The organism is Aquitalea aquatilis, from assembly GCF_005155025.1.
GTDB classification, from domain to species: domain Bacteria; phylum Pseudomonadota; class Gammaproteobacteria; order Burkholderiales; family Chromobacteriaceae; genus Aquitalea; species Aquitalea aquatilis.
In genome coordinates this window covers 4,083,296-4,108,512 of record NZ_CP039731.1, presented here as the reverse complement: position 1 = coordinate 4,108,512, position 25,217 = coordinate 4,083,296, and the positions used below count along the sequence as shown (strand labels likewise).

At 62.5% G+C, this 25,217-nt stretch carries 21 protein-coding genes; 10 read left to right on the top strand and 11 right to left on the bottom strand.

What is annotated here, in order from left to right:
- The first annotated feature begins 48 nt into the window (after positions 1–48).
- The 4 genes from dnaX to recR all read left to right on the top strand — a co-directional run bounded on the left by dnaX (position 49) and on the right by recR (position 3,474).
- Positions 49–2,004, top strand: a complete 1,956-nt coding sequence (gene dnaX, locus FAZ30_RS19085) for a DNA polymerase III subunit gamma/tau (RefSeq protein WP_137010038.1) — start codon at positions 49–51, stop codon at positions 2,002–2,004.
- Between the two features lies 1 nt (position 2,005).
- A complete protein-coding gene (locus FAZ30_RS19080) occupies positions 2,006–2,344 on the top strand; it encodes a YbaB/EbfC family nucleoid-associated protein (protein WP_103523444.1) in 339 nt (112 codons plus the stop codon).
- A gap of 84 nt (positions 2,345–2,428) precedes the next feature.
- The gene (locus FAZ30_RS19075; protein ID WP_137010037.1) at positions 2,429–2,830 is read left to right on the top strand and encodes a GFA family protein; all 402 of its coding nucleotides are present in this window, start codon (positions 2,429–2,431) and stop codon (positions 2,828–2,830) included.
- A gap of 41 nt (positions 2,831–2,871) precedes the next feature.
- Positions 2,872–3,474 (top strand): recombination mediator RecR, encoded by a 603-nt coding sequence (gene recR / locus FAZ30_RS19070; protein ID WP_137010036.1) that lies wholly within the window; start codon positions 2,872–2,874, stop codon positions 3,472–3,474.
- Between the two features lie 9 nt (positions 3,475–3,483).
- On the opposite strand, the gene FAZ30_RS19065 is transcribed toward recR, so the two are convergent.
- From FAZ30_RS19065 to FAZ30_RS19015, 11 genes are all read right to left on the bottom strand, one after another.
- Positions 3,484–4,860, bottom strand: coding sequence for an aminotransferase-like domain-containing protein (locus FAZ30_RS19065; RefSeq protein WP_137010035.1), 1,377 nt, complete (start codon positions 4,858–4,860; stop codon positions 3,484–3,486).
- 27 nt (positions 4,861–4,887) lie between these two features.
- Entirely contained in the window at positions 4,888–6,228 is a 1,341-nt protein-coding gene (gene ccoG / locus FAZ30_RS19060) for a cytochrome c oxidase accessory protein CcoG (protein WP_124643625.1), read from the bottom strand.
- A gap of 338 nt (positions 6,229–6,566) precedes the next feature.
- A complete protein-coding gene (locus FAZ30_RS19055) occupies positions 6,567–7,196 on the bottom strand; it encodes a MarC family protein (protein WP_124643626.1) in 630 nt (209 codons plus the stop codon).
- A gap of 99 nt (positions 7,197–7,295) precedes the next feature.
- Positions 7,296–9,221 carry a heavy metal translocating P-type ATPase gene (locus FAZ30_RS19050; protein ID WP_137010034.1) on the bottom strand — a complete coding sequence of 642 codons (1,926 nt, stop codon included), beginning with the start codon at positions 9,219–9,221 and terminating at the stop codon, positions 7,296–7,298.
- Entirely contained in the window at positions 9,218–10,258 is a 1,041-nt protein-coding gene (locus tag FAZ30_RS19045) for an SPFH domain-containing protein (RefSeq protein WP_137010033.1), read from the bottom strand. Before FAZ30_RS19045 ends, FAZ30_RS19050 begins: the two co-directional genes overlap by 4 nt.
- Positions 10,258–11,238: an SPFH domain-containing protein gene (locus FAZ30_RS19040; protein WP_205676623.1), complete on the bottom strand. Its 981-nt coding sequence runs from the start codon at positions 11,236–11,238 to the stop codon at positions 10,258–10,260. The genes FAZ30_RS19045 and FAZ30_RS19040 overlap by 1 nt, the downstream gene beginning before the upstream one ends.
- 10 nt (positions 11,239–11,248) lie before the next feature.
- On the bottom strand, positions 11,249–13,228 hold the full coding sequence (locus FAZ30_RS19035; RefSeq protein ID WP_137010031.1) for an SPFH domain-containing protein: 1,980 nt from the start codon (positions 13,226–13,228) through the stop codon (positions 11,249–11,251).
- A 344-nt stretch (positions 13,229–13,572) separates the two neighbouring features.
- Entirely contained in the window at positions 13,573–14,703 is a 1,131-nt protein-coding gene (gene dapE / locus FAZ30_RS19030; RefSeq protein ID WP_124643631.1) for a succinyl-diaminopimelate desuccinylase, read from the bottom strand.
- Positions 14,700–15,050, bottom strand: coding sequence for an ArsC family reductase (locus FAZ30_RS19025; protein ID WP_124643632.1), 351 nt, complete (start codon positions 15,048–15,050; stop codon positions 14,700–14,702). Before FAZ30_RS19025 ends, dapE begins: the two co-directional genes overlap by 4 nt.
- A 15-nt stretch (positions 15,051–15,065) precedes the next feature.
- The gene (locus FAZ30_RS19020) at positions 15,066–16,223 is read right to left on the bottom strand and encodes a PilT/PilU family type 4a pilus ATPase (protein WP_124643633.1); all 1,158 of its coding nucleotides are present in this window, start codon (positions 16,221–16,223) and stop codon (positions 15,066–15,068) included.
- Positions 16,224–16,354: 131 nt separating this feature from the next.
- The gene (locus tag FAZ30_RS19015; RefSeq protein ID WP_137010030.1) at positions 16,355–18,034 is read right to left on the bottom strand and encodes a long-chain-fatty-acid--CoA ligase; all 1,680 of its coding nucleotides are present in this window, start codon (positions 18,032–18,034) and stop codon (positions 16,355–16,357) included.
- A gap of 308 nt (positions 18,035–18,342) precedes the next feature.
- On the opposite strand from FAZ30_RS19015, the gene rimP reads away from it, so the two are divergent.
- From rimP to rpsO, 6 genes are all read left to right on the top strand, one after another.
- Entirely contained in the window at positions 18,343–18,771 is a 429-nt protein-coding gene (rimP, locus tag FAZ30_RS19010) for a ribosome maturation factor RimP (protein ID WP_059286748.1), read from the top strand.
- 51 nt (positions 18,772–18,822) lie between these two features.
- Positions 18,823–20,301, top strand: coding sequence for a transcription termination factor NusA (gene nusA, locus FAZ30_RS19005; protein WP_103523458.1), 1,479 nt, complete (start codon positions 18,823–18,825; stop codon positions 20,299–20,301).
- Between the two features lie 39 nt (positions 20,302–20,340).
- Positions 20,341–23,283, top strand: a complete 2,943-nt coding sequence (infB, locus tag FAZ30_RS19000; RefSeq protein ID WP_137010029.1) for a translation initiation factor IF-2 — start codon at positions 20,341–20,343, stop codon at positions 23,281–23,283.
- Between the two features lie 135 nt (positions 23,284–23,418).
- Positions 23,419–23,847, top strand: a complete 429-nt coding sequence (gene rbfA / locus FAZ30_RS18995) for a 30S ribosome-binding factor RbfA (protein ID WP_137010028.1) — start codon at positions 23,419–23,421, stop codon at positions 23,845–23,847.
- Positions 23,844–24,767, top strand: coding sequence for a tRNA pseudouridine(55) synthase TruB (gene truB, locus FAZ30_RS18990; RefSeq protein ID WP_137010027.1), 924 nt, complete (start codon positions 23,844–23,846; stop codon positions 24,765–24,767). The genes rbfA and truB overlap by 4 nt, the downstream gene beginning before the upstream one ends.
- A gap of 80 nt (positions 24,768–24,847) precedes the next feature.
- The gene (gene rpsO / locus FAZ30_RS18985) at positions 24,848–25,117 is read left to right on the top strand and encodes a 30S ribosomal protein S15 (protein WP_103523461.1); all 270 of its coding nucleotides are present in this window, start codon (positions 24,848–24,850) and stop codon (positions 25,115–25,117) included.
- Positions 25,118–25,217: the final 100 nt, after the last annotated feature.

Genomic DNA, 25,217 nt, shown 5'->3' with positions numbered 1-25,217 from the left:
GCCAAAAGGAGTCGCCTTGCCGGCCAATTGCCATTAAAATCCGCCCCCATGAGCTATCAAGTCCTTGCCCGCAAGTGGCGCCCCAAACGCTTTGCCGATCTGGTCGGTCAGGAGCATGTGGTGCGCGCCCTCTCCAATGCCCTGAATGAAGAGCGGCTGCACCACGCCTATCTGCTGACCGGCACGCGCGGGGTGGGCAAGACCACCATCGCACGCATTCTGGCCAAGAGCCTCAACTGCGAAACCGGCACCACCGCCGAGCCTTGCGGCGAGTGTTCCGCCTGCCGCCAGATCGACGCCGGCCGCTTTGTCGACTTGCTGGAAATCGATGCCGCCTCCAATACCGGCATCGACAATATCCGCGAAGTGCTGGAAAACGCCCAGTACGCGCCCACTTCTGGCCGCTTCAAGGTCTACATCATCGACGAAGTGCACATGCTGTCGAAGAGTGCCTTCAACGCCATGCTGAAGACGCTGGAAGAGCCGCCGGCCCACGTCAAGTTCATCCTGGCTACCACCGATCCGCAAAAAGTGCCGGTCACGGTATTGTCGCGTTGCCTGCAGTTCTCGCTGCGCAATATGACGCCACAGCAGGTGGCAGGCCATCTGGCGCATGTGCTGGAAGTGGAGCAGCAAAGCTTCGAACCAGCCGCGCTGGCCTTGCTCGGCCGTGCCGCCGCCGGCTCGATGCGCGATGCACTGTCGCTGCTGGACCAGGCCATTGCCTATGGCATGGGCGAGGTGAAGGAAGAGGGCGTGCGCGCCATGCTGGGCGCGGTGGATCGCCGCTACCTGTTTGTCTTGCTGGATGCGCTGGCGGCAGGTGATGGCCCGCGTCTGATGGCCGAGGCCGAACAGCTGGCACAGCGCGGTATCGGTTTTGACAGCGTATTGGCCGAAATGGCCGTCTTGCTGCAGCAACTGGCCATGGCGCAGACCGTGCCCACCGCCATTGCCGATGACGAGCCAGAGCGCGAAGCGCTGTTTGCACTGGCCAGCCTGATCGCACCGCAAGATGTGCAGCTTTACTATCAGATCGCCATTCATGGCCGCAAGGATCTGGCACTGGCACCAGATGAGCACGCGGGCTTCAATATGACCCTGCTGCGCATGCTGGCCTTCCATCCGGCCCATGCCCAGCCCGACAGCGTGGCCGCGCCGCGCAGTAACGCTGCAGCGGCTGTCACCCGGCCGGCACCGGCAGCGATGCCGGCCCAGTCCGATGCCGGGGCTGACGGTTCGGCTGCTGCCCGCGCCTTGCTGGCTGGTCTGGGTAATCGCAAGCCAGCCAGCCGACCGGCTGCGCAAGAGCCTGCCGCGGCGGCTGACGCCGAACCCGAACCTGCCCCCGCACCGCTAGCCGCGCCGGCGCCACTGCCGTCTGTCGTTCCTGTTGCGCCAGTTGTGCCCGCCGAGCCAGTTGTGACTGCGCCAGCCCCGGCAGCCATTGCACAGCCCGCCCAGCTTGCCGTCGCAGAAGACGACGAGCGCGACGACGAGGATGAGGTCGAGCCTGACAACACCGCACCGTGGGACGAGGCCGAGGCGGAAGAGGCCATGCCGGCCTACGCCATGGCCGAAGAGGCGGTCACGGTGGATACAGCGCCTTATCAGTTTGATGGCGACTGGGGCGCGCTGGTCACCCTGCTGGGCACCCGCCTGGGCGCTTCGCGCATGCTGGCGCACAACGCCGTGCTCAAGGGCTGGAGCCAGTCGCGGCTGGAGCTGGCGGTGCCGGACAGCTTCCGCCACATGGCCACCCGCGATTATCAGGAAAAACTCAAGGCTGCGCTGGCCGAGCAGTTCGGTCAGCCGGTAGAGCTGGTGGTGACGATAGAGGAACTGGGGCTGGAAACACCGGCCATGCAGGGCGCTCGCCACCGCCAGGAACAATTGGCCCAGGCCCGGATTTGCCTGGAAAACGATCCGGTGATTCAGCAACTGGTGCGCGATATGGGCGCTACGCTGATCGCTGAAACGATTCAACCTGTTCAGGAGTTGTGAAATGTTCGGTAAAAACGGTATCGCTGGTCTGATGAAGCAAGCCCAGCAAATGCAGGAAAACATGAAGAAGGCCCAGGAAGAGCTGGCCACGGTGGAAGTGGAAGGCCAATCCGGTGCCGGCCTGGTGAAAATCGTCATGACCTGCGGCCACGATGTAAAGCGCGTGTCCATCGACGACAGCCTGCTGGACGATGCCAAGGAAGACAAGGAAATGCTGGAAGACCTGATCGCCGCCGCCGTGAACGACGCCGTGCGCAAGGTAGAAGCCACTTCCCAGGAAAAGATGTCCGGTTTCACCAATGGCCTGAATCTGCCGGCCGGTATGAAACTGCCCTTCTAATCCTGCCTGCACGGCCAGCTGCGTTGCGGCCCGGTCGTGACGCATGGTGGGGCTTGATGGCCCCGCAGACACCAGAGAGCCGCTATGGAGCAGGTATCGCACGGTCATTGCCTGTGTGGCGCGGTACGGTATCAGTGCCAGGGCCGGCCTCTTGGTGTGTCTTACTGCTATTGCAAGACCTGTCAGCTGGCCGCCGGTGCACCGGTTTATCTGGGGGCGCTGTTTGCCCGCCACGCCGTCAGCTGGCAAGGTGCGACCACGGCCTATCGCTCGTCACCACTGGGGTTGCGGCATTTCTGCCCGGTCTGTGGCAGCACCCTGTTTTATGAATGTACCGATGGCAGCCAGCGGCTGGAAATTACCGTCGCCACGCTGGAGCAGCCGGAGCAGCGGCCACCCGATTGCCATGAGTGGACGGACAGCGCCATTCCCTGGTTTCACCTCGACGATGCCTTGCCGCGTTATGCGCAGGGCGGGCCGGACTGAAGCCGGTTTACCTTCCCTTATCTTTTCCTGCCTGTTTGCCGATGAAAAACCCACCCGCGCTTGACCAGTTGATTGCCGCCTTCAAGGTATTACCCGGTGTCGGCCCCAAAACCGCCCAGCGCATGGCCTTCCATTTGCTGCAACGGGACAAGACCGGTGCCGACAAGCTGGCGCGGGCGCTGGACCGGGCCTTGACCAAGCTGACCCATTGCGAACGCTGCAATACCTTCAGTGAAACCCCGCTGTGCAGTATTTGCGCCGACCCGGAACGCCGGCCGGATCAACTATGCGTGGTGGAAATGCCGGCTGATCTGATGACGCTGGAGCAGGCCAAATGCTATCAGGGCCTGTATTTCGTGCTGATGGGCCGTATATCGCCGCTGGACAATATCGGCCCCAAGGATGTCAATCTGGACAAGTTGATGGTGCGGGCGCTGGATGACGTAGTGGAGGAGGTGGTGATTGCCACCAACTTTACTGCCGAGGGCGAAGTCACCGCCCACATGATTGCCGAGCTGCTGAAAGAGCGCGGCCCCAAGGTGTCACGCATCGCCCGTGGCATGCCGGTGGGCGGCGAGCTGGAATATGTCGACCTGAGCACGCTGGCGCAGGCGGTGTACGAACGCAAACCGGTGGCCGAGTAGCCGACCGGTTCAACTGGCCTGACGCAGCAGCTCGCCCAGCAGCGCGATGCCCTCGCGCTGGTGCAGCGGATCGAAAAAGCTGAAGTTCAGCCGCAATGCATTGGCCGGCCCGTGTTGCGGATAGAACAGCGTCGATGGCGCGTAGTGAATGCCTTGCTCGATGGCCATGGGCAAGAGCGCCGCACAATCCAGCCCCTCGGGCAGGATCACCCACTGAAAATAACCGCCTTCCGGCTGCAATAGCCGGCTGCCTGGCGGAAAACTCTCCCTGATCTGTTCCTGCATGGCATCGCGCCGGCTGCGCAAGCTGGCCCGCAGCCGTGTCAGCATGTCGCCGTGCTGGCCGGAAGCCAGCAGCCGCGCCAGTGCCATCTGGCTGGGCAGCGGCGTGCCGAGCGAGCTGCACAGTTTCAGCCCGCGCACGGTATTGCTCAGCCGCCCGGCAGCGATCCAGCCTACCCGGTAGCCGGGAGCCAGCGATTTGCTGAAGGACGAGCAGTGCAGCACCGTGCCGTGGCGGTCGTAAGCCTTTAACGGCGGTACGCCCTGCGCGCCGAAATACAGCTCGCGGTAGGTGTCGTCCTCGATGATGCAGACGCGGTGGCGCTCGGCCAGTGCCACCAGTGCGCGCTTTTGTGCTTCCGGCAGCAACAGACCAGTCGGGTGCTGGAAATTGGCCATCAGCACGATGCCGGCTGGGCGTTCTTCTTGCAGCAGGGCCTCCAGTGCGTCCAGATCCAGGCTGCCCTGCTCGGACAGCGCCAGTGGCAGCATGCTGATGCCCAGATGGCGCAACTGGTCCAGCGCCGCCGGAAAGGCCGGCGTCACCACCACCATGCTGTGGCTGCCAGAGGCGCTGACCGCCGCGCGCATGGCCAGCGTCAGCGCTTCCATGCCGCCGCAGGTAATCAGCAGTTCGTCGCCGGCCAGGGTAATGCCCTGGCTCAGATAATGCAGGCCCAGTTCGCGGCGCAAACCCTCGAAGCCTTCTATCGGCGTGCTGGACAGCGCGGCGCGGTAGTCTTGCAGCGCCCGGCTGAGGGCACGGTTCATCTGGGTGGTGTTGATCAGTGCCGGGTTGATGAAGGGGCAGCCCCAGGGCATGGGCAGGGCGGTGGTCAGGTGCTCCATGCGCAGCACGCCGTCGGTTGCCGGTTCGGCCGGGCGCAAGGAGGCTGCCGGTGTGCAGACGCGAAAACCGGAGCGCGGCAGTGCTTGCAGCAAGCCTTGCCTTTCCAGTTCGGCATAGGCGCGCTGGGCCGTGGTGAGGCTGACGCCGTGGTCCTGGCACAGCCGGCGCAGCGAGGGCAGGCGGTCGCCGGCGCGCAGCTGGCCCTGTTCGATGGCATGGCGGAACAATTGTGCCAGCTGCAGGGTTTTGCTCATGAATGAATGACTCGCATGGTGTGGGGCTCAGTCGCCGATAAAGCTGCTTTTTTCCTGCAGCACATGGCCGGGCTGGTCGAGCGAGCGGATGACAAAACGGATGTCATGCGCGCCCTTGGCAGCGTACTGCGGCTCCACCTGCACCCGCAAGCCTATGGTTTCGGTGGCGGTAGCCGCCAGTGCCACCGGCCGGTTGGCCGTCGCCAGCCGGATGCCCGGCAGGCCTTCCACGCTGATGACGAAGCGCTGTGGCAGCTCGCTGCTGTTGATCAGCCGCACACTGTAACTGTTTTCCAGCCAGCCATCGTCGGTTTCCCGCACCAGGGTGGCGCGGTCGCGCAGGATGTCTGCCTTGAACGGAATGCGGTTGAGAAAGCTCACCACGGACAGCACGCTGATGCCCAGCAGCAGGCTGCTGTAAAACAGCACACGCGGGCGACGCCAGGCCGGTTTGATGTCCGGCTGGCCTTCCAGTGCCGCGGCGCTGGTGTAGCGGATCAGCCCGCGTGGGGCATGCAGCTGGTCCATCACCTGATCGCAGGCATCGATGCAGGCGGCGCAGCCGATGCACTCGTATTGCAGGCCGTTGCGAATGTCGATGCCGGTGGGGCAAACCTGCACGCAGATGCCGCAGTCGATGCAGCCGCCGCCGGATTTGTCAGCCTGCTTGCCACGCGGTTCGCCGCGCTGGCCATCGTAGGAAATGATCAGCGTGTCGCGGTCGAACATGGCACCCTGGAAGCGGGCATAAGGGCACATATGCGTGCACACTTTTTCCCGCAGCAGCCCGGCCAGGGTGTAGGTGAAGACAGCATAAAACAGCAGCCAGAAGCTTTCCCACGGCCCCAGTTGCCCCTGCCACAGGCTACTGGCCAGCTCGGTGGCCGGGGTGAAGTAGGCAACCAGGGTAAAACCGGTCCACAGCGAAAACAGCAGCATCAGGCCGTGGGCCAGGCCCTTTTTCAGCAGTTTGCCCGCACTGTTGGGCGCGGCATCCAGCTTGCGCCTGGCCTTGTGGTCGCCCAATACCAGCCGCTCTATCCACAGCATGATCTGGGTGTAGACGGTTTGCGGACAGGAATAGCCGCACCACAGTCGCCCGGCTAGCGTGGTCCACCAGAACAAGCCCAGCGCGCACAGCACCAGCAAGGCTGCCAGATAAACAAAGTCTTGCGGCCAGAAACTGGCACCAAAGATGAAAAACTGGTGGCGATCCAGATCAAACAGCACCGCCTGGCGCTCATTCCAGCGCAGCCAGGGCAGGCCGAGGAAAACCAGCTGGGTAAGGATGACCAGCAACACCCGCAGGTTGTTGAAGCGGCCACTGGTGAGACGGGGGTAAATCTTGACGGGAATGGACGGAGTCATGGCGCAGGCACCGAGAAGTTAACCCGCACTTTGTAGGCGCTGTTACCATGACAGACAATGCACAGTTGTCTGTCTGTTTGTATGTACAGATGCCGGATATTCTTTGTATATCAATGATTTGATCTGTCATGTCAAAGGCTTGTCATGGCCGGGTGATGACAGATTCGATACAGATGGTTTGCGCCAGATCAAGCCGGCCAGGGGCGGTGATCTGGCGGGTGGTTTAGAGCTGCTAACAAAAAACCTGCTGCTGCGTTGCGCCTCCTTGCCGTACTTTGTGTACTGCCTGCGTCGGCGCGCCTTGCCCCAGGGACGCTACGCTATTTTGTTAGCCGCTCTTAGCGCGACAGCTGCGGAAACAGCCGGTACAGCCCGTCGACAATGATCTCCACCGACACCGCCGCCAGCAGCATGCCCATCACCCGGTTGACGATATTGATGCCGGTCTGGCCCAGCAGACGGCTGATGGGCGAGGCCAGTACCAGTGCGCCATAACAGGTCACCGCCACCAGCAGGCTGCTGATCAGCAGATACACCACCTGCACCCAGGAGTGGGCGGTGGAGGCATAAATGATGACGGTGGAAATGGTGCCGGGGCCGGTGAGCAGCGGAATGGCCAGTGGCACGACCGCGATATTGGTCTTGGCTTCGGCTTCCGATCGTTCTTCCTGGGTGGTTTTGGTTGGTGCAGGCTGGGCGTTCATCAGGGCGATGGCAATCAGCATCACCAGCAAGCCGCCACCTACCTGGAAAGAACCAATGCTGATACCCAGAAAGTGCAGCAGGGTTTCGCCCACCACGGCAAACAGGCAGAGCACCACCGCCACGGCCAGCGTGGTGGTTTTGGCAATGCGCTTGCGCTCCAGCTGGCTGGCGTTGGGCGTCAGGCTGATGAAGATGGGAATGGCGCCCAGCGGATTAACCAGCACCAGCAGGGCGATAAAGATTTTGGCGATTTCGAGTTCCATGGTGGCCTTATGGTAAGTCAGCGGGAGCCGCTTGGCATTCATGCCGGGGACGCAAAGCTGCAGGCTTGCGCCAGCAGCGGCATGATGTGCGGTCTGTCTTCATATTGTGCCGGGCGGGGCGGCCAGTGTTGGCAGGCTGTCCTGAAAACGCAGCAGCCGTCCGGCATTGGCCATCACCAGCAGGCTGCTCAGGTTATGCAGCAGTGCCGCCAGCAATACCCCGGCCGAACCGAGCAGGCCCAGCGCCGCCAGCAGGGTGAGCAGGCCGGTCCAGCCCAGGCCGAGTGCCACATTGAACGTCAGGGTGCGGCGACACTGCCGGCTCAGGCGGATGGCGGTGGCCAGCCGGCGCAGATCCTTGCTGATCAACACCACGTCGGCGGCGGCCACCGCGATATCGGCAGCATTGGCCCCCATGGCAATGCCGACGGCACCGGCCTTGAGCGCCAGCGAGTCATTGATGCCATCGCCCACCACCAGCGGGCGGTAAGCAGCGCTGATTTCCGCCTGTACCGCGGCCAGCTTGCCTGCCGGCAAAACCTGGGCGACTACGCGTTCTATACCCAGCGCCTGTGCCAGCGGCTCGGCCGCTGCGGCGTGGTCGCCGGTCAGCAGAAGCTGGCGCTGCAGGCCCAGCTGCCGCAGCTGGCGCATGGCTTCTGCTGCTTCCGGGCGTGGGGTGTCTGCCAGATGAAACCAGGCCAGCAAGCGGCCATCGAGCGCCAACCCGACCAGCGAAGCCGCCCCACGCGCCGGTGGCAGATGGCTGATGCCCATCTGCTGCAACAGGGCAGGCCGGCCCAGCACGGCCTGCCCCCATGCGGTATCGGCCTGTAAGCCCATGCCGGCCATCTCCTGCACGGCAGTCAGCGGCAGCAGCGGCTGGGTGTCGGCCAGCGCGGCTAGCGCCCGGCTGACCGGATGGCTGCTGCTGGCCCCCAGGCTGGCGGCCAGCAGGTGGATGTCCGGCCCCGGAGTGACGTCAAGCAGCTCCACCCGCTGCAGGCTGAGCTGGCCGCTGGTGAGGGTGCCGGTTTTGTCGATGACCAGCGAGGAGACATCGGCCAGTTCTTCCAGAAAAGCCGTGCCGCGAATCAGGATGCCATGGCGTGCCGCCACGGCCACGCCAGCGACGGCTGCTGCCGGTGTCGCCAGCACCAGCGCGCAGGGGCAGGCGGCCACCAGCACGGCCAGCATGGCCTGGGTATCGCGGCTGATAAACCAGCTGAGCGCTGCCAGCGCCAGTACCAGGCCCAGATAAGCGCCGGCATGGCCTTCCACCAGCCGGGTAATCGGCGGCTTGGCCATTTCGGCCTCGCGCATCAAGGCAGTGATGCGGCCCAGTGCCGACTGCTCGCCCACCTGGCTGATTTCCACCAGTAGCAGGCCTTGCAGATTCACCGCCCCGGCATACACCTGGCTGCCGACAGTCACATCCTGCGGCAAGGATTCGCCGGTGATGGCCGAGGTGTCCAGGCTGGAGTGTCCCTGACGCACCATGCCGTCGGCCGGAATGCGGTCGCCGGCGCGGACTTCCACGCAGTCGCCGCTACGCAGCTGGCTGTTGTCGATGTCCTCGTAGCTGCCATCGGCCAGCAGGCGGCGGCTACGACTGCGGGTCAGCGTGGACAGCGCCTGGATGGCCTCTTGTGAACCCAGCAGGCTGCGTTCTTCCAGTACATGGCCCAGCACCATCAGGATGGGAAGCAGGGCGGCGCTGAGCAGATCGCCGCAGGCCCAGGCACCGATGATGGCCAGGGCCACCAGCAGGTCGGTCATGCCGTGCAGGTCGGGGTGTTGCAGGCTGCGCCAGGCTGCACGCAAGGCTGGCCCGGCCATCAGCAGGGCGGCGGCGGCGGTCAGCCATTGCGCTAGGGCGCTGCCATTGTCCACGCCGAACTGCCAGCAGGCGGCCAGCAGCAACAGGCCGACGGCGCTCATGGCCAGCAGCAGTTGCCGGCGCAGCCCCTGTTGTTCGGCCGGGCTGAGCAGGTCTTTGCCGCCGGGTGTGCAGCACAAGCTCATGGCCGTACTCCGGGCAGGATCAGCCGGCCGCTGCTGTCCGGGGCGATGGTGGTGAGCTGGCCGGCCTTGGTCAGTACGCCCTGAATCCGGTTGCGGTAGAGCTGGCGCAGCAGCTCCGGGCCGTCGGGTTGTTGCATGTGGCTGGCCAGTGCGCTGATCTCGCTGGTTTCGCTGCGTGCCAGTGCCAGCCGTTCATTGGCGTGGGCGTGGGCGTTGTTGAGAATGCTGCTGACGGCGGCACTGGCCTGTTGCTGTTGCTGGGCGGCAGCGGTGCGCGCCAGGGCCAGTTGCCGCTCCACGGTCTGGTCGGCGGTCAGTACCGCATCAAAAGCGGCTTGGGCCTGGTGTGGCAGAACGGATAGCAGGTCGATGCGCACGATGCGGATACCCAGCGCCACGCCACGCTGGCGCAGCGACTGCAGGCGCTGATTGGCGGCAGCCACCAGTTCGGCGCGCAGCCGTTCCCGTTGCATGGCCAGTTGGCCGGATGCGGTACTGCCACGGCTGACCAGAATGCTGTCCAGGTCACGTCCGGCACTCAGTTGCAGCGCGGCGGCACTGACCAGCCGGTCCAGCGCCGGCAGCGCCTGTTCGCCCTGCACGGCATAGGCCATGGCATCGTCAATCTGGTAGTAGACCGTGGCATTCAGTTGCACCACACCCAGATCGCCGCTCAGCAGATAACCCGAGCCAGCCAGCGCGTCGCCCATCTGGCGCAGCGAGGTGCCGGCACCATCCAGTGCCAGCGCATGCGCGTTGCGGGCCAGTCCGGTGATCTGGCGCTGTTGCAGCCGTTCGCCGGCGGGCAGCAGCAGGATTTCCTCGATCGGGCTGGGCCAGGCCAGCAACAGCCCGGCGCGCTGCACCCGCTCGACCGCGCCAAAGCGCAGGACAACGGCCTGGCTATCGGCCGCTATCGGCCGTACATGGCCAAACAGCCAGGCCAGGCCGGCCAGCAGGGTGATGGCCAGCAGCAGGCGGTAGCTCAGGCGCAGTGATTGTTCCAGCGGGCTGGCGGTGTGCTCGGCGGTCGGCATCAGCGCCCCTTTGCACTCTTGCTGGCAGCCAGCCCCGGCGGGCCGTCCACCAGCGCGCGGAAGGGGGCGGCATCGGTGCGCAATACCAGCTGGGTCGAGCTGTTGACCACGTTGTTAAGGGTATCCAGTGAGCGCAGTGTCTTGTACAGATCCGGTGCGCGCTGGTAGGCATCGGCGTAGATGCGGGCGGCCTCCACCCGTGAGCCAGCTTCGATCTGGGCGGCGGCCACGCTGGCATCGGCCTGGCGGATGCGTGCATCGCGTGCGGCATTGGCGCGGATGGCGGCGGCTTCTTCATTGCCGCTGGCCGTGCGTTCCGCTGCGATGGTGTCGCGCTCGGCGCGCATGCGCGCCACGGTGGCGTCCAGCGTGACGGCTGGCAGCGTCAGCCGTTCCAGCCCGACATCCACCACCCGCAAGCCATAACTGGCCAGCAGTTGCGGGGCCAGTTGCTGGCGCAGCAGCTGTTCTAACTGGCTGATGCGCAACTGGCTGGCATCGGTATTGACCAGGCTGGACAGGGCAAAACCGCTGCTGCCGGTTTCCATGGCTGAGCCAGCAAAGGTGGCAATCTGGCGCGAGGCTTCTTCCGGCTGGTTTTGTACCGCACGCAAGAAGCGGGTGATGTGGGTGGCATCGGCCGGCACTTGCCAGGCCACATAGCTTTGCATGATGACGCGCAGGCCATCACGGGTGCCGACATCCTGCAGACCGCTGGATGTGGTGCGCAGGCGCAGGTCGACAGTGATGGCGCTTTCCAGCGGCGGCGGCAGCCGCCATGCCAGGCCCGGTTGCAGCAGCACGCGTACCGGGTCGCCAAAACGGGTGATGACCACGGCTTCGCCGGAGTGCACTTGCAGCAGGCAGCAGGACAGGGCGGCCAGCAGCAGCACGGCCAGGCCGGCCAGTTGCCGCCACAGCAGGCTGCGGCGTGGCAGGGGCGGCGTGGTGGGGTGATGATGGTGAGCGGAATGGTCCAACTCGGACTCCTCAGGGGCGCGGCACCGCCGCACGGGCGGCAGGCTCGGTAGCAATGGGCGGCGGCTTGAGTGCGGCATCGGGCAGGGCCAGCGTGCTGCCGGGCGGTCGCAGGTCGATGGTGGGCAGCTCGGCGGCCTGAATGCGGTGGTCGATGATCAGCGGTCGGGTGTGGCTCAGCCCATGCGCCAGTGCATGCAGATAGCGTTCCAGCAAAAAGGTTTGGCCGGCCAGTTGGTAAGCCTGCCGGTCGGCCTGAAAGGCAATGGCATCGACGCGGCTGGTGGCCAGTTGCTCGGCAGCGGCGGCACTGGCAGCGGCGCTCTGTTGCAGGGCGGCCTGCACGGCGGCACTATGGCTGCGCACCGCCTGGGCACGCTCGGCCGCCACATTGGCCTGGGCCAGAATCTGCGCGGCCTGCACGCCATGATAGGCATTGGCGGCGGCGGCCGGTGGGTGAATGGCCTGAATCACCACGGCCAGCAGCTCGATGCCGGCGGCGGAGCGGTCCAGCTGCTGCTGTATCCGGTTTCGCAGTTGCACGGCGGTGGCCGACAGCCCTTCACCCAGCAGCTGATCCAGTTGCTGGCCGGCAAAGTAATGCAGCATGGTCTGCTCGGCCAGGCTGTGCAGCAGGGCCGGCGCATCGGCCAGCCGGTACAGCGCCAGCGCGTCCTCATCGCGCAGCCCCTGGCGGTAGACCAGCCGCACATCCAGCCCCATCAGCTGGATGGACTGGCTGCTGCCACGGCCACTGGCAATCAGCTGCATGCTCTCGGCGCGGTGTTGGTCATCCCACAGGCGGTTATTGCTGGCGGGGCTGTTTTGTCCGCCATCGTCTTCGTTCTGCAGCAGGGTGCTGGCCTGCTGATGGACCTGACCATTCTCGATATAGCTGACGCGGCCCAGCGGCCACAGCAGGCCCAGGTGCAGGCCGGGCTGCCATACGGCCACGGCGGCACCAAAGCGCTGATAGATGCCGCGCTGGTCGGTGCCGATGATGCTGAGGCTGCTCAGCAGCCAGCCGCATAACAGCAAGCCGGCAGCCAGCGGGCGCAGGGCGCTGCCGAGAAAACGCAGTGCCCAGCTATGGCGCAATTCCAGCCCCAGCCCCTGTTGCAGCTGCTGACGCAGCCGCTGGGCCGGGTTGCTGCGCTGCATGAGCGAGGCCAGCAGGCTATTGAAGGCGGGCGGCGCTGCCTGCTGCCGGTGATAGGGGCGAAATCCGCTCAGCAGGGCGCGCAGCAGCAGTTCGGCGCTGAGCAGCAAGGTCCAGTAGCCGGCTAGCTGCAGGCCGGGCAATAGCCAGTCCAGGCCCAGCATCAGGCCGAATCCGCATAGCGCAGGCAGCAGCAGGGCGAGAATGATGGCGCGTGACAGCTTGAGCAGCAGCGGGGCTTCCGGCCAGTCGGCAGTGTTTTCCTGTGCCAGCCTCCGCTCCAGCAGCAGGCAGACGAAGGCAGCCAGCAGTCCGCACAGCCCCGGCATTAACAAGGACTGACGGCTGATGCCGGTAATGAGTCCAGCACTCAGCTCGGCCTGCACCAGCAGCACAGACAGCAATACAGCCAGCAGGCTGCCCAGCGCCTGCCAGATCACCGGCCAGCCAGTGTGACGGCCGATCAATCGCCGCAGTCGCGGCCACAGCAACAAGCGGCGCAGTGGCTGGTTTTGCTGTCTGGCGGCAGCCTTGCGGAGCGGACGCATGCCAAGCCAGGTGGGCCGGGTGAAAGCCAGTAGCGGTAGCGCGGCAGCACCCTGACGGCGACGGCGCCAGCCCGCCCGGCTGGCAGCCGCATTGAGCAGACCGGCCAGCAGGCCGAGTGTGGCGGCATGGCTCAGCCACAACAGGCGTGCCGGCCACTCGGCCAGCAACAGGCTGCACAGCAGGCTGCCCAGAGCCGCCAGCATGGCCAGCAGGCTGCCTGCACGACTTTGCCGCTCGTGACGGCGGTCGGCAGAAACAGGTGGGAGAGTGGCTGGCGTTTTCATATTCCGGGGTCAGGGGCGATCAGGGCGGCTGGCTGTGTCGGCAATGCTACACTGGCCGGGATGATGGGCCGAAACAAGGTGAGCAAATCATGACACAAGCGAATGACTACGGCGTGTCATTCCTGCTGCTTGCTGGCACGCAAGCGGCCAGCCTGGCCGCCACAGCAGACAGAGCCCGCTGCGGTGGTGCAGCCGGCCGCCGCCGGGCAATACCAATGTCTCGATGCCTCCGGCCAGTTGCATAGCCTGCTTAACAAGTACGCGCTGAAATGCGCTAATCCGGCTTGCCCGCTGTGCTATCCGGCCAGGTCGCAGCCATAGGCCGGTGCTGGCCGGGGGAGGTTTCAGTCTGGCAGCAGCTGTTCCAGCGTACGCTGGTAGATTTCCGCCAATGGTTCCAGGTGGGCCACTTCCACACACTCGTTCAGTTTGTGGATGGTGGCATTGACCGGACCGAATTCCACCAGCTCGCGCGCGATGCGCTTGATGAAGCGGCCATCTGATGTGCCGCCGGTGGTGGAGAGCGTTGCAGTCTGCCCGGTGACCTGCCGGATGGCGCTGCTCAGGGCATCGGTCAGTGCGCCAGGGGCGGTGATGAAAGGCATGCCGGACAGCGACCAGTGCAGTTCATAGCCCAGGCCGTGGCGATCCAGAATGGCGTGCACGCGGTCTTTCAGCGACTCCACCGTGCTTTCCGGGCTGAAACGGAAATTGAAGCGGATTTCACACAGGCCGGGAATGATGTTCACCGCGCCAGTGCCGGCGTGGATGTTGGATACCTGCCAGCTGGTGGGTGGGAAGAAATCATTGCCCTGGTCCCACTCGGTGCTGGCCAGCTCGGCCAGTGCCGGGGCCATCAGGTGTACCGGGTTCTTGGCCAGGTGCGGATAGGCAATGTGGCCCTGGATGCCGTGGATCACCAGCCGGCCGGACAGCGAGCCACGGCGGCCATTCTTGATGGTGTCGCCCAGCAGCTGGTCCGACGTGGGTTCGCCGACGATGCAGTAATCAATCAGCTCGCCGCGTGCTTCCAGCGTATCCACTACCTTGACCGAACCATCGGTGGCCACGCCTTCTTCATCCGAGGTCAGCAGCAGCGCGATGCTGCCGCTGTGCTGCGGGTGATCGGCGACAAAGGCTTCGATGGCGGTGATGAAGGCAGCCAGCGAGGCTTTCATGTCGGCCGCACCCCGGCCGTACAACAGGCCATTGCGCTGGCGCGGCTCGAACGGCGGGCTGTCCCACTGTTCGGTCGGGCCGCTCGGCACTACGTCGGTATGGCCGGCAAAGCACAGCAGCGGGCCGCTATTGCCACGGCGCGCCCACAGATTGTCCACATCGCCAAAGCGCATGTTTTCAATGACAAAACCCAGCGCCTGCAGACGCTCGGCCAGCAGCGGCTGGCAGCCGGCATCACGCGGGGTCACCGAGTCGCGGCGGATCAGTTCGCAGGTGAGGTCTAGTGTTTTGCTCATGCGCCGAACTCCGCGGCCCATTGCGCTTCGTTAAAGCCCACGCTGACGGTGCCGGCGCGCTCCAGTACCGGACGCTTGATGATGGAGGGCTGTGCTTGCAGGATGGCGATGGCACCGGCTGCGCTGGCCGCCTGTGCTTTCAGTTCTTCGCTCAGGCCGCGCCAGGTAGTGCCCTGGCGGTTGATCAGCTTGTCCAGGCCGATGGCGTCTATCCAGCCTTGCAGCTGCGCGGCGCTGACGCCCTGTTTCTTGAAGTCGTGAAACACGTAGTCGATCTGGTGTTCGGTCAGCCACTGGCGGGCTTTCTTGACCGTATTGCAATTGGGGATGCCGTAGAGGGTGATCATGTGTGTGTGCTTGTTTTATAAATCCAGGGTGAATCCGTCAAAGCTGGTGGCCGTGTTGTCGCTGTCCTGCCGCTCCTGCTGTTGCTTGCTGGCGGTTTGCGCTTCGGTCTGCTTGTTCTGCGCATGGTTGATCAGCCAGTACAGATTGGTGGGCGAGTCGGCATTTTTCAAGGCGTCGTCCAGCAGGATGCGGTCTTGCTGATAAAGCCGGAACAAGGACTGCTCGAAAGTCTGCGCGCCTTCGCTCATGCTGTTTTCGATGGCTTCCTTGATCTGGTCCACGTCGCCGTTGCGGATCAGCTCGGCGATGTGCGGGGTATTGATCAGGATTTCCAGCGCCGGGATCTGCTTGCCGTCCTTGGTGGGAATCAAGCGCTGCGAAATCACCGCGCGCAAGGAGACCGACAGGTCCATCAGCAAGGCATTGCGACTTTCCGTCGGGAACATGCTGATGACACGGTTCAGCATGTGATAGCTGTTGTTGGCGTGCAGGGTGCTCAGGCACAGGTGACCGGACTGCGCGTAATTGATGGCGTGGGTCATGGTTTCCGCATCGCGGACCTCGCCGATCATCAGTACGTCCGGCGCTTCGCGCATGGCGTTCTTCAGGGCGTTCTGATAGGAGAAGGTGTCCACGCCAATTTCACGCTGGTTGACGATGGATTTTTGATGGCGGTAAACGAATTCGATCGGGTCTTCCACGGTCAGGATGTGGCCGGACTGCGTCTGGTTGCGATGCTCCAGCAAGGAGGCCACGGTCGAGCTTTTACCGCTGCCGGTGGCACCCACCACGATGATCAGGCCACGCTTTTGCAGGACCAGTTCCTGCAGCTTGTCTGGCAGGTTCAGCTCGGCCAGCGACGGAATCCTGGGGCGGATGAAGCGCACCACCATGGCCACCGTGCCGCGTTGCTTGAAGATGTTGACGCGATAGTTGCCCAGGGTGTCGACCAGACGGCCGAAGTTCATTTCCAGTTCGCGCTCGAAGGTGGCGATTTCCACCTCGTTCATCAGGCTGTAGGCCAGCTGGCGCACGATGTCGGCGGACAGCGGCTTGTCGTTGATGGGCAGGGTCACGCCGTCGATCTTGATCTGTGGCGGTGCATCAGCGGTGAAAAAGATGTCGCTGGCCTGTTTGTCGGCCATCAGCTTGAAGAACGGCAGCATCAGCATGGTTGGTATTCCCGATAGACAAGAGATGTGTTGTGGCGGACGGCACACTGTCCTTGTTATAGCCGTATTGTGCCTGCAGTCGGCGACGAGCGACAGCAAGAAAAAAGCCCGCCGGGGCGGGCTTGGCTGGCTCAGGCCTGTTTGCCGACCTCCTGGTCGCGCAGTGCGCGGCGCAGGATCTTGCCGACATTGGTCTTGGGTAGTTCGCTGCGGAACTCCACCATCTTGGGTACCTTGTAGCCGGTCAGGTTTTCCCGGCAATGGTGGATGACATCTTTTTCCGTCAGGGTCGGGTCTTTTTTCACCACGAATACCTTGACCACCTCGCCGGACTTGTCGTCCGGTATGCCAATGCAGGCCACTTCCAGCACGCCGGGGTGGCTGGCGATGATGTCTTCCACTTCATTGGGGTAAACATTGAAGCCGGATACCAGAATCATGTCCTTCTTGCGGTCCACCAGCTTGACGAAGCCTTCCGGTGTCACCATGGCCATGTCGCCGGTGGCCAGGAAGCCGCGCTCGTCGATGATCTTGGCCGTTTCGTCCGGTCGGTTCCAGTAGCCCTTCATCACTTGCGGGCCATGGATGCACAGCTCACCCTGCTCACCTTGCGGCAGCGCCTGGCCATCCGCACCACGGATTTCAATATCGGTGGAGGGAACGGGCAGGCCGATGGTGCCGTTGTAGGCCTTGATGTCCAGCGGGTTGATGCAGGCAGCGGGGCTGGTTTCGGTCAGGCCATAGGCTTCGGCCAGAGTGACGCCGGTGACCTGTTTCCATTTGTCGGCCACGGCCTTTTGCACCGCCATGCCCCCACCCAGTGCCAAGCGCCAGCTGGAGAAATCGACAGTCAGGAAATCCGGATTATTCAGCAGCGCGTTGAACAGGGTATTCACCCCGGTCATGGCGGTGACGCGGTATTTCTTGATCTCCTTGATAAAGCCGGGGATGTCGCGCGGATTGGTGATCAGGATATTCAGCGCGCCCAATTCGGTGAACACCATCAGGTTGGCCGTCAGCGAAAAGATATGGTACAGCGGCAGGGCGGTGATGATGACTTCCTGCCCCTCGCGCGCCGCCGGCTTCACCCAGCTGCCGGCCTGCAGCATATTGGCAATGATGTTGCGGTGGACCAGCATGGCACCCTTGGAGATGCCGGTGGTGCCTCCGGTGTATTGCAGGAAGGCGATGTCTTCATGGCCGATCTGTACCGGCTTGAAGCTATGCGATGCACCCGCTGCCAGGGCGTCGTTGAAGCCGATGTGGCCGGGCAGTTGCCATGCCGGCACCATCTTCTTGATCTTGCGCACCACGAAGTTCACCAGCAGCCGCTTGGGGAAGCCCAGCATGTCGCCAATCGACGCAATGATGACGTTCTTGACCTTGGTGCGGCCGATCACGTCTTGCAGCACATTGGCGAAGTTCTCCAGGATGACGATGGTTTCGGCACCGGAGTCGTTGAGCTGGTGTTCCAGTTCGCGCGGGGTGTACAGCGGATTGACGTTGACCACGGTGCCGCCGGCACGCAGCGTGCCGAACACGGCCACCGGATACTGCAGCAGATTGGGCATCATCACGGCCACGCGGTCGCCTTTTTGCAGCTTCAGCGTGTTTTGCAGGAAGGACGCAAACTGCACGGTCAGCGTTTGCAGCTCGCCATAGCTCAGCACCTTGTCCATATTGGCCATGGCTGGCCGGTCGCGGAACTTCGTTACGCTGCGATCAAACACCTCAACAATCGACTGGAACTGGTTGATGTCGATCTCGTGTGGTACCCCCGGCTGGTAATTCTTTAGCCAAACCTTTTCCATATCTTAGGGTTTCTCCATCGTGCTGATTCGAGAGTGCCGCGCCGGCAGTTGTCGTGCAGGCGAGCGTCTTCTATATATTTGTTTCTGAATTTTCGACCGGGCATTGCGCCCGTTCTTATATACCCGCACTTCGTCGGGTTGCGGCTAATTTACAGTATGTAAAAAACTCGCGCAAAGCGCAGGACCTGCGCGCTGTGGCGGCGGGTAGGGGCTTGACAGGCTTCGGTTTTCTTTTTCGCGGGAATGGGTTACAATCGCGATGTTTAGGGATGGGCGTTTCGCCCATTTTTTATTTGTGGAAAGAAGCAATGGATGTTCGTTTGCTGCTGGAAAACACCCTGCCAGGTCTAGGCTATGAGCTGGTCGATTTCGAAATGACCCAGGGTGGCGGTTATCGCGTGTTTATGGACAAGCCCGGTGGTATCACGGTGGAAGACTGTGTGCTGGTAAGCAACCACCTTACCCGTCTGTTTACGGTTGAAAACGTTAATTACGAACGGCTCGAGGTTTCCTCCCCGGGGCTGGATCGTCCTCTCAAGAAAGAGGCCGACTTCGTGCGCTTTGCCGGACAGCTTGCCAAGATCAAGACGCGCATGCCGGTCGAGCAGCAAAAGAAGTTTGCCGGTCGTCTTGCTGGGGTTGAAGATGGCGCCGTCAAACTGGAAGTGGACGGCGGCCGCATCGTGGCAATTGCCCTGACCAATATCGACAAAGCCAGGCTAGAGCCTGAGTTTTGAGCGGAGGCGGGCTCTGACGCCACGCATAAGGACAAAAATTCGGAGGAATGCATGAGTCGCGAGATTTTGTTGCTGGTTGATGCCCTGGCAAGCGAGAAGAACGTCAGCAAGGACGTGGTCTTTTCCGCCCTTGAAATGGCGCTTGCTTCGGCAACCAAAAAGAAGTTTACCGATGACGAAATGGATGTGCGTGTCGAAATCGACCGCCATACCGGGCAGTACCAGACTTTCCGCCGCTGGACGGTGGTGCAGAACGAGCTGATCGAAAACGAAAGCCGTGAACTCACCATCACCGACGCGCGTGATGATGATCCGCGCATCGAAGTGGGTGCCGTGATCGAACAGCCGATGGAAGCGGTCGAATTCGGCCGCATCGGTGCGCAGACTGCCAAGCAGGTCATCCTGCAACGCATCCGCGATGCCGAGCGCGAACAGCTGCTGAATGAGTTCCTGCAGCGTCGCGAACATCTGGTCAGTGGCACCATCAAGCGTATCGAACGTGGCAATGCCATCATCGAATGCGGCAAGCTGGAAGCCGTACTGCCTCGCGATCAGATGATTCCGAAGGAAAACCTGCGCGTGGGTGACCGCGTCAAGGCCTTCCTGCTGCGCATCGACCGCATGGGTCGTGGTCCGCAGCTGGTGTTGTCGCGTACTTCCAGCCAGTTCATCATCAAGCTGTTCGAACTGGAAGTGCCGGAAATCGAAGAAGGCCTGCTGGAGATCAAGGAAGCCGTCCGCGATGCCGGTTTGCGTGCCAAGATCGCCGTCAAGGCCAACGATGCCCGCATCGATCCGCAAGGTACCTGCATCGGCATGCGCGGCTCCCGCGTTCAGGCCGTGACCCAGGAACTGGCTGGCGAGCGTATCGATATCGTGTTGTGGGCACCGGAGCCGGCACAGTTCGTGATCAACGCGCTGTCCCCGGCCGAAGTCAACCGCATCATGATCGACGAAGACAACCACAGCATGGATGTGGTGGTCGAGGAAGACCAACTGGCGCTGGCCATCGGTCGCAGTGGCCAGAACGTGAAGCTCGCTGCCGAGCTGACCGGCTGGTACCTGAACATCATGACGGTTACCGAAGCGGAAGAGAAACACCAGGCGGAAGACGCGCAATTGCGTGATCTGTTCGTCAAGTGCCTGAGCGTGGATGAAGCAACTGCCACTGTTCTGGTGCAAGAGGGTTTCGCCACCCTGGAAGAGGTGGCATATGTGCCGATCGCCGAGATGCTGGAGATCGACGGTTTTGACGAGGAGTTGGTGAATGAGCTGCGTAGCCGTGCACGTGACGCCATCCTCACCCAGGCCATTGCGTCCGAAGAGAAAGTCGAAGGTGTGTCCGAAGACCTGAAGGATATCGAGGGTCTGGATGCCGAACTGGTTCGCAAGTTGGCCGAAAACGGCGTGTCCACGCGAGATGATCTGGCCGATCTGGCCGTCGACGATCTGGTGGACATGACCGGCATTGAAGCTGAAGCTGCACGTGCAATCATCATGAAAGCGCGCGAACACTGGTTCAACCAGTAAGGCTTCTTCGGGAAGTATTTACGGAATTTGGGAAGACGCATGGTATTGACGAATGTAAAACAGTTTGCCGGTGAGCTGAACCTCACGCCTGAACGATTGCTGGAACAGCTTCGTGCAGCGGGTGTGGCCAAGCGCGCGCCGGATGATACGCTCTCTGAGCAGGATAAATCCCAGCTTCTTGACTACCTGAAGCGTTCGCATGGCGCCCGTGATGAGTCGCGTATTACGCTGACCCGCAAGTCCACCAGTGAAATCAAGACCGCAGACGGTAGTACGGTAAAAGTGGAGACGCGCAAGAAGCGTGTCGTGGTTCGCCCGGAAGATGGTCCGGCAGTTGCTCCGGCGGAAGTTGCGCCGGTTGCCGCTGCGGTAGCCAAGGCCGCCGAACCTGTTTCTGCCCCCGCTCCGGCGGCAGAGACCAAGCCGGCTGAAGTCAAGCCGGAAGCAAAGCCGGAACCGCAAGTAAAGGTTGAACCCAAGGTGGAATCCAAGCCCGCCGCACCGGTAGCTCCGGTTGCGGAAGCCCCGGCCAAGGAAGCTGCACCTGCTGCCAAGCCGGCTCCGGCTCCGGTACGCACCGTGGCCTCCATTCTGTCGCCGGAAGAAGTAGCCTCCCGTGAAGCGGAAGAAAAGCGTCAGGCTGCTTTCCGTGCCCGTCAGCAAGAGCTGATGCGCGAAAAGATCGAACGTGAAGAGCGCCGTCAGGCTGCTCGTCTGGCTGCCCAGCAACCGGCACCGGCACCGGCTCCCAAGCCGGTTGAAGCACCGAAGCCGGTTGAAGCGCGCAGCGACGAGCGCCGTGATGAGCGTGGCCCGCGTCCGGCTGGTGCCGACAACCGTGGTCCGCGTCCGGCTGGCGACAACCGTGGCCCGCGCCCGGCTGGCGACAACCGTGGTCCGCGTCCGGCTGGTGACAACCGTGGCCCGCGCCCGGCTGGTGCCGACAATCGTGGTCCGCGTCCGGCTGGTGCTGACAACCGTGGCCCGCGTCCGGCTGCAGCGCCGGGAGCTCCGGTCGTTCCTGCTACGGTAGCCGGTCGTCCGGATGCCAAGAAGGGCGGCGCCAAGAAGGGTAACGAGCGCTGGGAAGAAGGCAAGAAGGGCCGTGGTCTGAAGACCAAGGGCGGCGATGCCGGCAGCGACTGGAAATCCCGCGGTGGCAAGGGCAAGCACAAGCAGAACAATCAGCATGCTTTCCAGGCCCCGACTGAACCCATCATTCATGAAGTGCTGGTGCCGGAAACCATCTCCGTCGCCGATCTGGCTCACCGCATGGCCGTCAAGGCCGTCGAGGTGATCAAGGTCCTGATGAAGATGGGCATGATGGTGACCATCAACCAAGTGCTGGACCAGGAAACCGCCATGATCGTGGTGGAGGAAATGGGCCACAAGCCGCGTGCGGCACAGGCGGATGATCCGGAAGCCTACCTGGAAAAGCCGGAAGGCGAAGAAGTGGAAGTGGCTGTATTGCCGCGTCCGCCGGTAGTAACCGTCATGGGTCACGTCGACCACGGCAAAACCTCGCTGCTGGACTACATTCGTCGCGCCAAAGTGGCTGCGGGCGAAGCCGGTGGCATTACCCAGCACATCGGTGCTTACCACGTGGAAACCCCGCGCGGCATGATCACCTTCCTGGATACCCCGGGTCACGAAGCGTTTACCGCCATGCGTGCCCGTGGTGCCAAGGCGACTGACATCGTGGTGCTGGTCGTGGCTGCCGACGACGGCGTGATGCCGCAGACCATTGAAGCCATTCACCATGCCAAGGCTGCCAAGGTGCCGATGGTGGTGGCGGTCAACAAGATCGACAAGATGGGTGCCAATGTAGAACGCATCCGTCAGGAACTGGTTTCGCACGAAGTGGTGCCGGAAGACTGGGGTGGCGATACCCAGTTCATCGAAGTCTCTGCCAAGCAGGGCACCAACATCGATGCGCTGCTGGAAGCCATCCTGCTGCAGGCTGAAGTGCTGGAGCTGAATGCACCGATCGAAGCCCCGGCCAAGGGCATCATCGTGGAAGCCCGTCTGGACAAGGGTCGTGGCCCGGTTGCCACGCTGCTGGTTCAGTCCGGCACCCTGAAGAAGGGCGATGTGGTCCTGGCTGGTACGGCATTTGGTCGCGTTCGCGCCATGATGGACGAAAACGGCAAGGCCATCGACACCGCTGGCCCGGCCATCCCGGTAGAAATTCTGGGTCTGTCCGACGTGCCGCAAGCCGGTGAAGATGCCATGGTGCTGACCGACGAACGCAAGGCGCGTGAAATCGCCCTGTTCCGTGCGGGCAAGTTCCGTGACGTACGTCTGGCCAAGCAGCAGGCCGCCAAGCTGGAAAACATGTTTGCCCAGATGGCCGATGGCGGTGGCGAGGTGCAAACCTTGTCCATCATCATCAAGGCCGATGTGCAGGGTTCCTACGAAGCCCTGGCCGGCAGCCTGCAGAAACTGTCCACCGACGAAGTGCGTGTCAGCATCCTGCACTCCGGCGTGGGTGGTATCTCGGAATCGGACATCAACCTGGCGATTGCCTCCAAGGCCATCGTGATCGGCTTCAACACCCGCTCTGACGCCGCTGCGCGCAAGCTGGCCGAAAACGAAGGCGTGGACATCCGTTACTACAGCATCATCTACGATGCAGTAGACGAGGTGAAAGCAGCCCTGTCCGGCATGCTGGCTCCGGAGAAGAAGGAACAAATCCTGGGTACCGTCGAGATCCGTCAGGTGATCCCGGTGTCGAAGGTAGGCAATATCGCGGGTTGTATGGTGACCGACGGCCTGATCAAGCGCAGCGCTTCGATCCGTCTGATCCGCAACCACGTGGTGGTGCATACCGGCGAACTGGACTCGCTGAAGCGCTTCAAGGACGACGTGAAGGAAGTGAAGCAGGGTTACGAATGTGGCCTGATGCTGAAGAACTTCAACGACATCCAGGAAGGCGACCAACTGGAAGCTTTCGAAATCGTGGAAGTGGCTCGCTCGCTGTAAGCGGCAGCTCCCCGGCGGGCGCGCTTCGGGCTCAGGCTCGAAGGCGCTCGCCTTTTGCATTCAAGGCGGCTGACACAAGGCCGGGTATCTGCCCGGCTGGCTGTTGGCCGCTTTTATACCGACAGGATGGAAATCATGGCCAAAGCCAGAAAAGGTTTCTCCCGCTCCGACCGTATTGCTGAGCAGATTCAGCGCGAGTTGGCCGAACTGGTCCGCACCGGTCTGAAAGACCCGCGCGTGGGCTGGATCACCATTACCGCCGTGCAGGTGACGCGTGACTACTCGCACGCCAAGGTGTTCTACACCGTGATGGATGAAAAAACCCGCGAAGTCAGCCAGGAAGCGCTGGATCACTCCGCCGGTTTCCTGCGCTCCGAGCTGGGTCGCAGCATCAAGATGTTCACCACGCCGCAACTGCACTTTGTCTACGACGAGTCGGTATCGCGCGGCATGCACATGACCAGCCTGATCAATCAGGTGGCGCGTGAAGATGCCGAGAAATTTAGTGCAGGTGAAGGCGAGAGCGCAACGGCTACACAAGAGCAGGAAGGTAGCGAGGAATGAGCAAGCCGCGCAGCAACCGCCGCCAGATTGATGGCGTGCTGCTGATCGACAAGCCTTACGATATCTCCAGCAATAATGCGCTGCAAAAGGCGCGCTGGTTGCTCAATGCGGCCAAGGCCGGTCATACCGGCGTGCTGGACCCGCTGGCCACTGGCCTGTTGCCGATGTGCCTGGGGGAGGCGACCAAGTTTTCCTCCTATCTGCTGGATGCGGACAAGGGTTACCGCGCCACGGTGCGCTTTGGTGCGGCCACCACGACCGGTGACATCGAAGGCGATGTCATTCGTGAATGTCCGATTGCCTTTGATGAGGCAGGCCTGCTGCAGGTGATGCAGCAGTTTGTCGGCGAGATCAGCCAGGTGCCGCCGATGTATTCGGCGCTCAAGCACCAGGGCAAACCGCTGTATGAATATGCCCGCGAAGGCATTGAAATCCATCGCGAGCCGCGCCGCATCACCATCCACTCGCTCAAGCTGATCAGCTTTGACGGTGTCGAGGCGGTGATCGATGTTTTGTGCAGCAAGGGCACTTATATACGTACCCTGGCAGAAGACATTGCGCTGGCACTGGGTTGTGCTGCCCACCTGACCGGTTTGCGCCGCACCACCACCGGTGGCTTTCAGCTGTCCGAGGCGCACACCCTGGTGGCAGTCGAAGCGCTGGACATGGCCGGGCGCGAGGCTTTGCTGCTGCCTGCCGATGTGTTGGTGCAACATTTTCCTGCCACCACGCTGGATGAAGCCATGGTCGGGCGTTTTATTCATGGACAGGCCGTGCGTTTTGCCAGCAACTGTGAGAAAATGACGCGCTTCCGGGTTTACAGCGATGTAAATGCGGAATTTCTTGGTCTGGCCGAGGTGCGTGATGATGACATGCTGCACCCGATCAGACTGCTGGCTGTCAAACAGGCAGCCTGCTAGCGAAGTGCGGATGGGTTGGGCAACCGGCTCGCTGCACTTGTCGGATCGCAAGATCCTTACCTGATTTGGAGTTACCCAAAATGGCAATGACCGCCACCCAAAAAGCAGAAATCGTTAAAAACTTCCAACACAAGGAAGGCGATACCGGTTCGTCCGAAGTGCAAATCGCACTGCTGACCGCTCGTATCAACGATCTGACCCCGCACTTCAAGGCCAACACCAAGGATCACCACAGCCGTCGTGGTCTGTTGAAAATGGTTAGCCGTCGTCGTCGTCTGCTTGACTACCTCAAGCGCACCGATGCTGACAGCTACCGCGCCGTGATTGCCCGTCTGGGTCTGCGCAAGTAATTGGTTCAGGTTTGAAAAAGTCGCAGCAAGTCTGCGACTTTTTCACGCTGGCCTTCAAGCACGCTGTATTACTGTGACAACGGGGGGAGCCTCTAGAAAT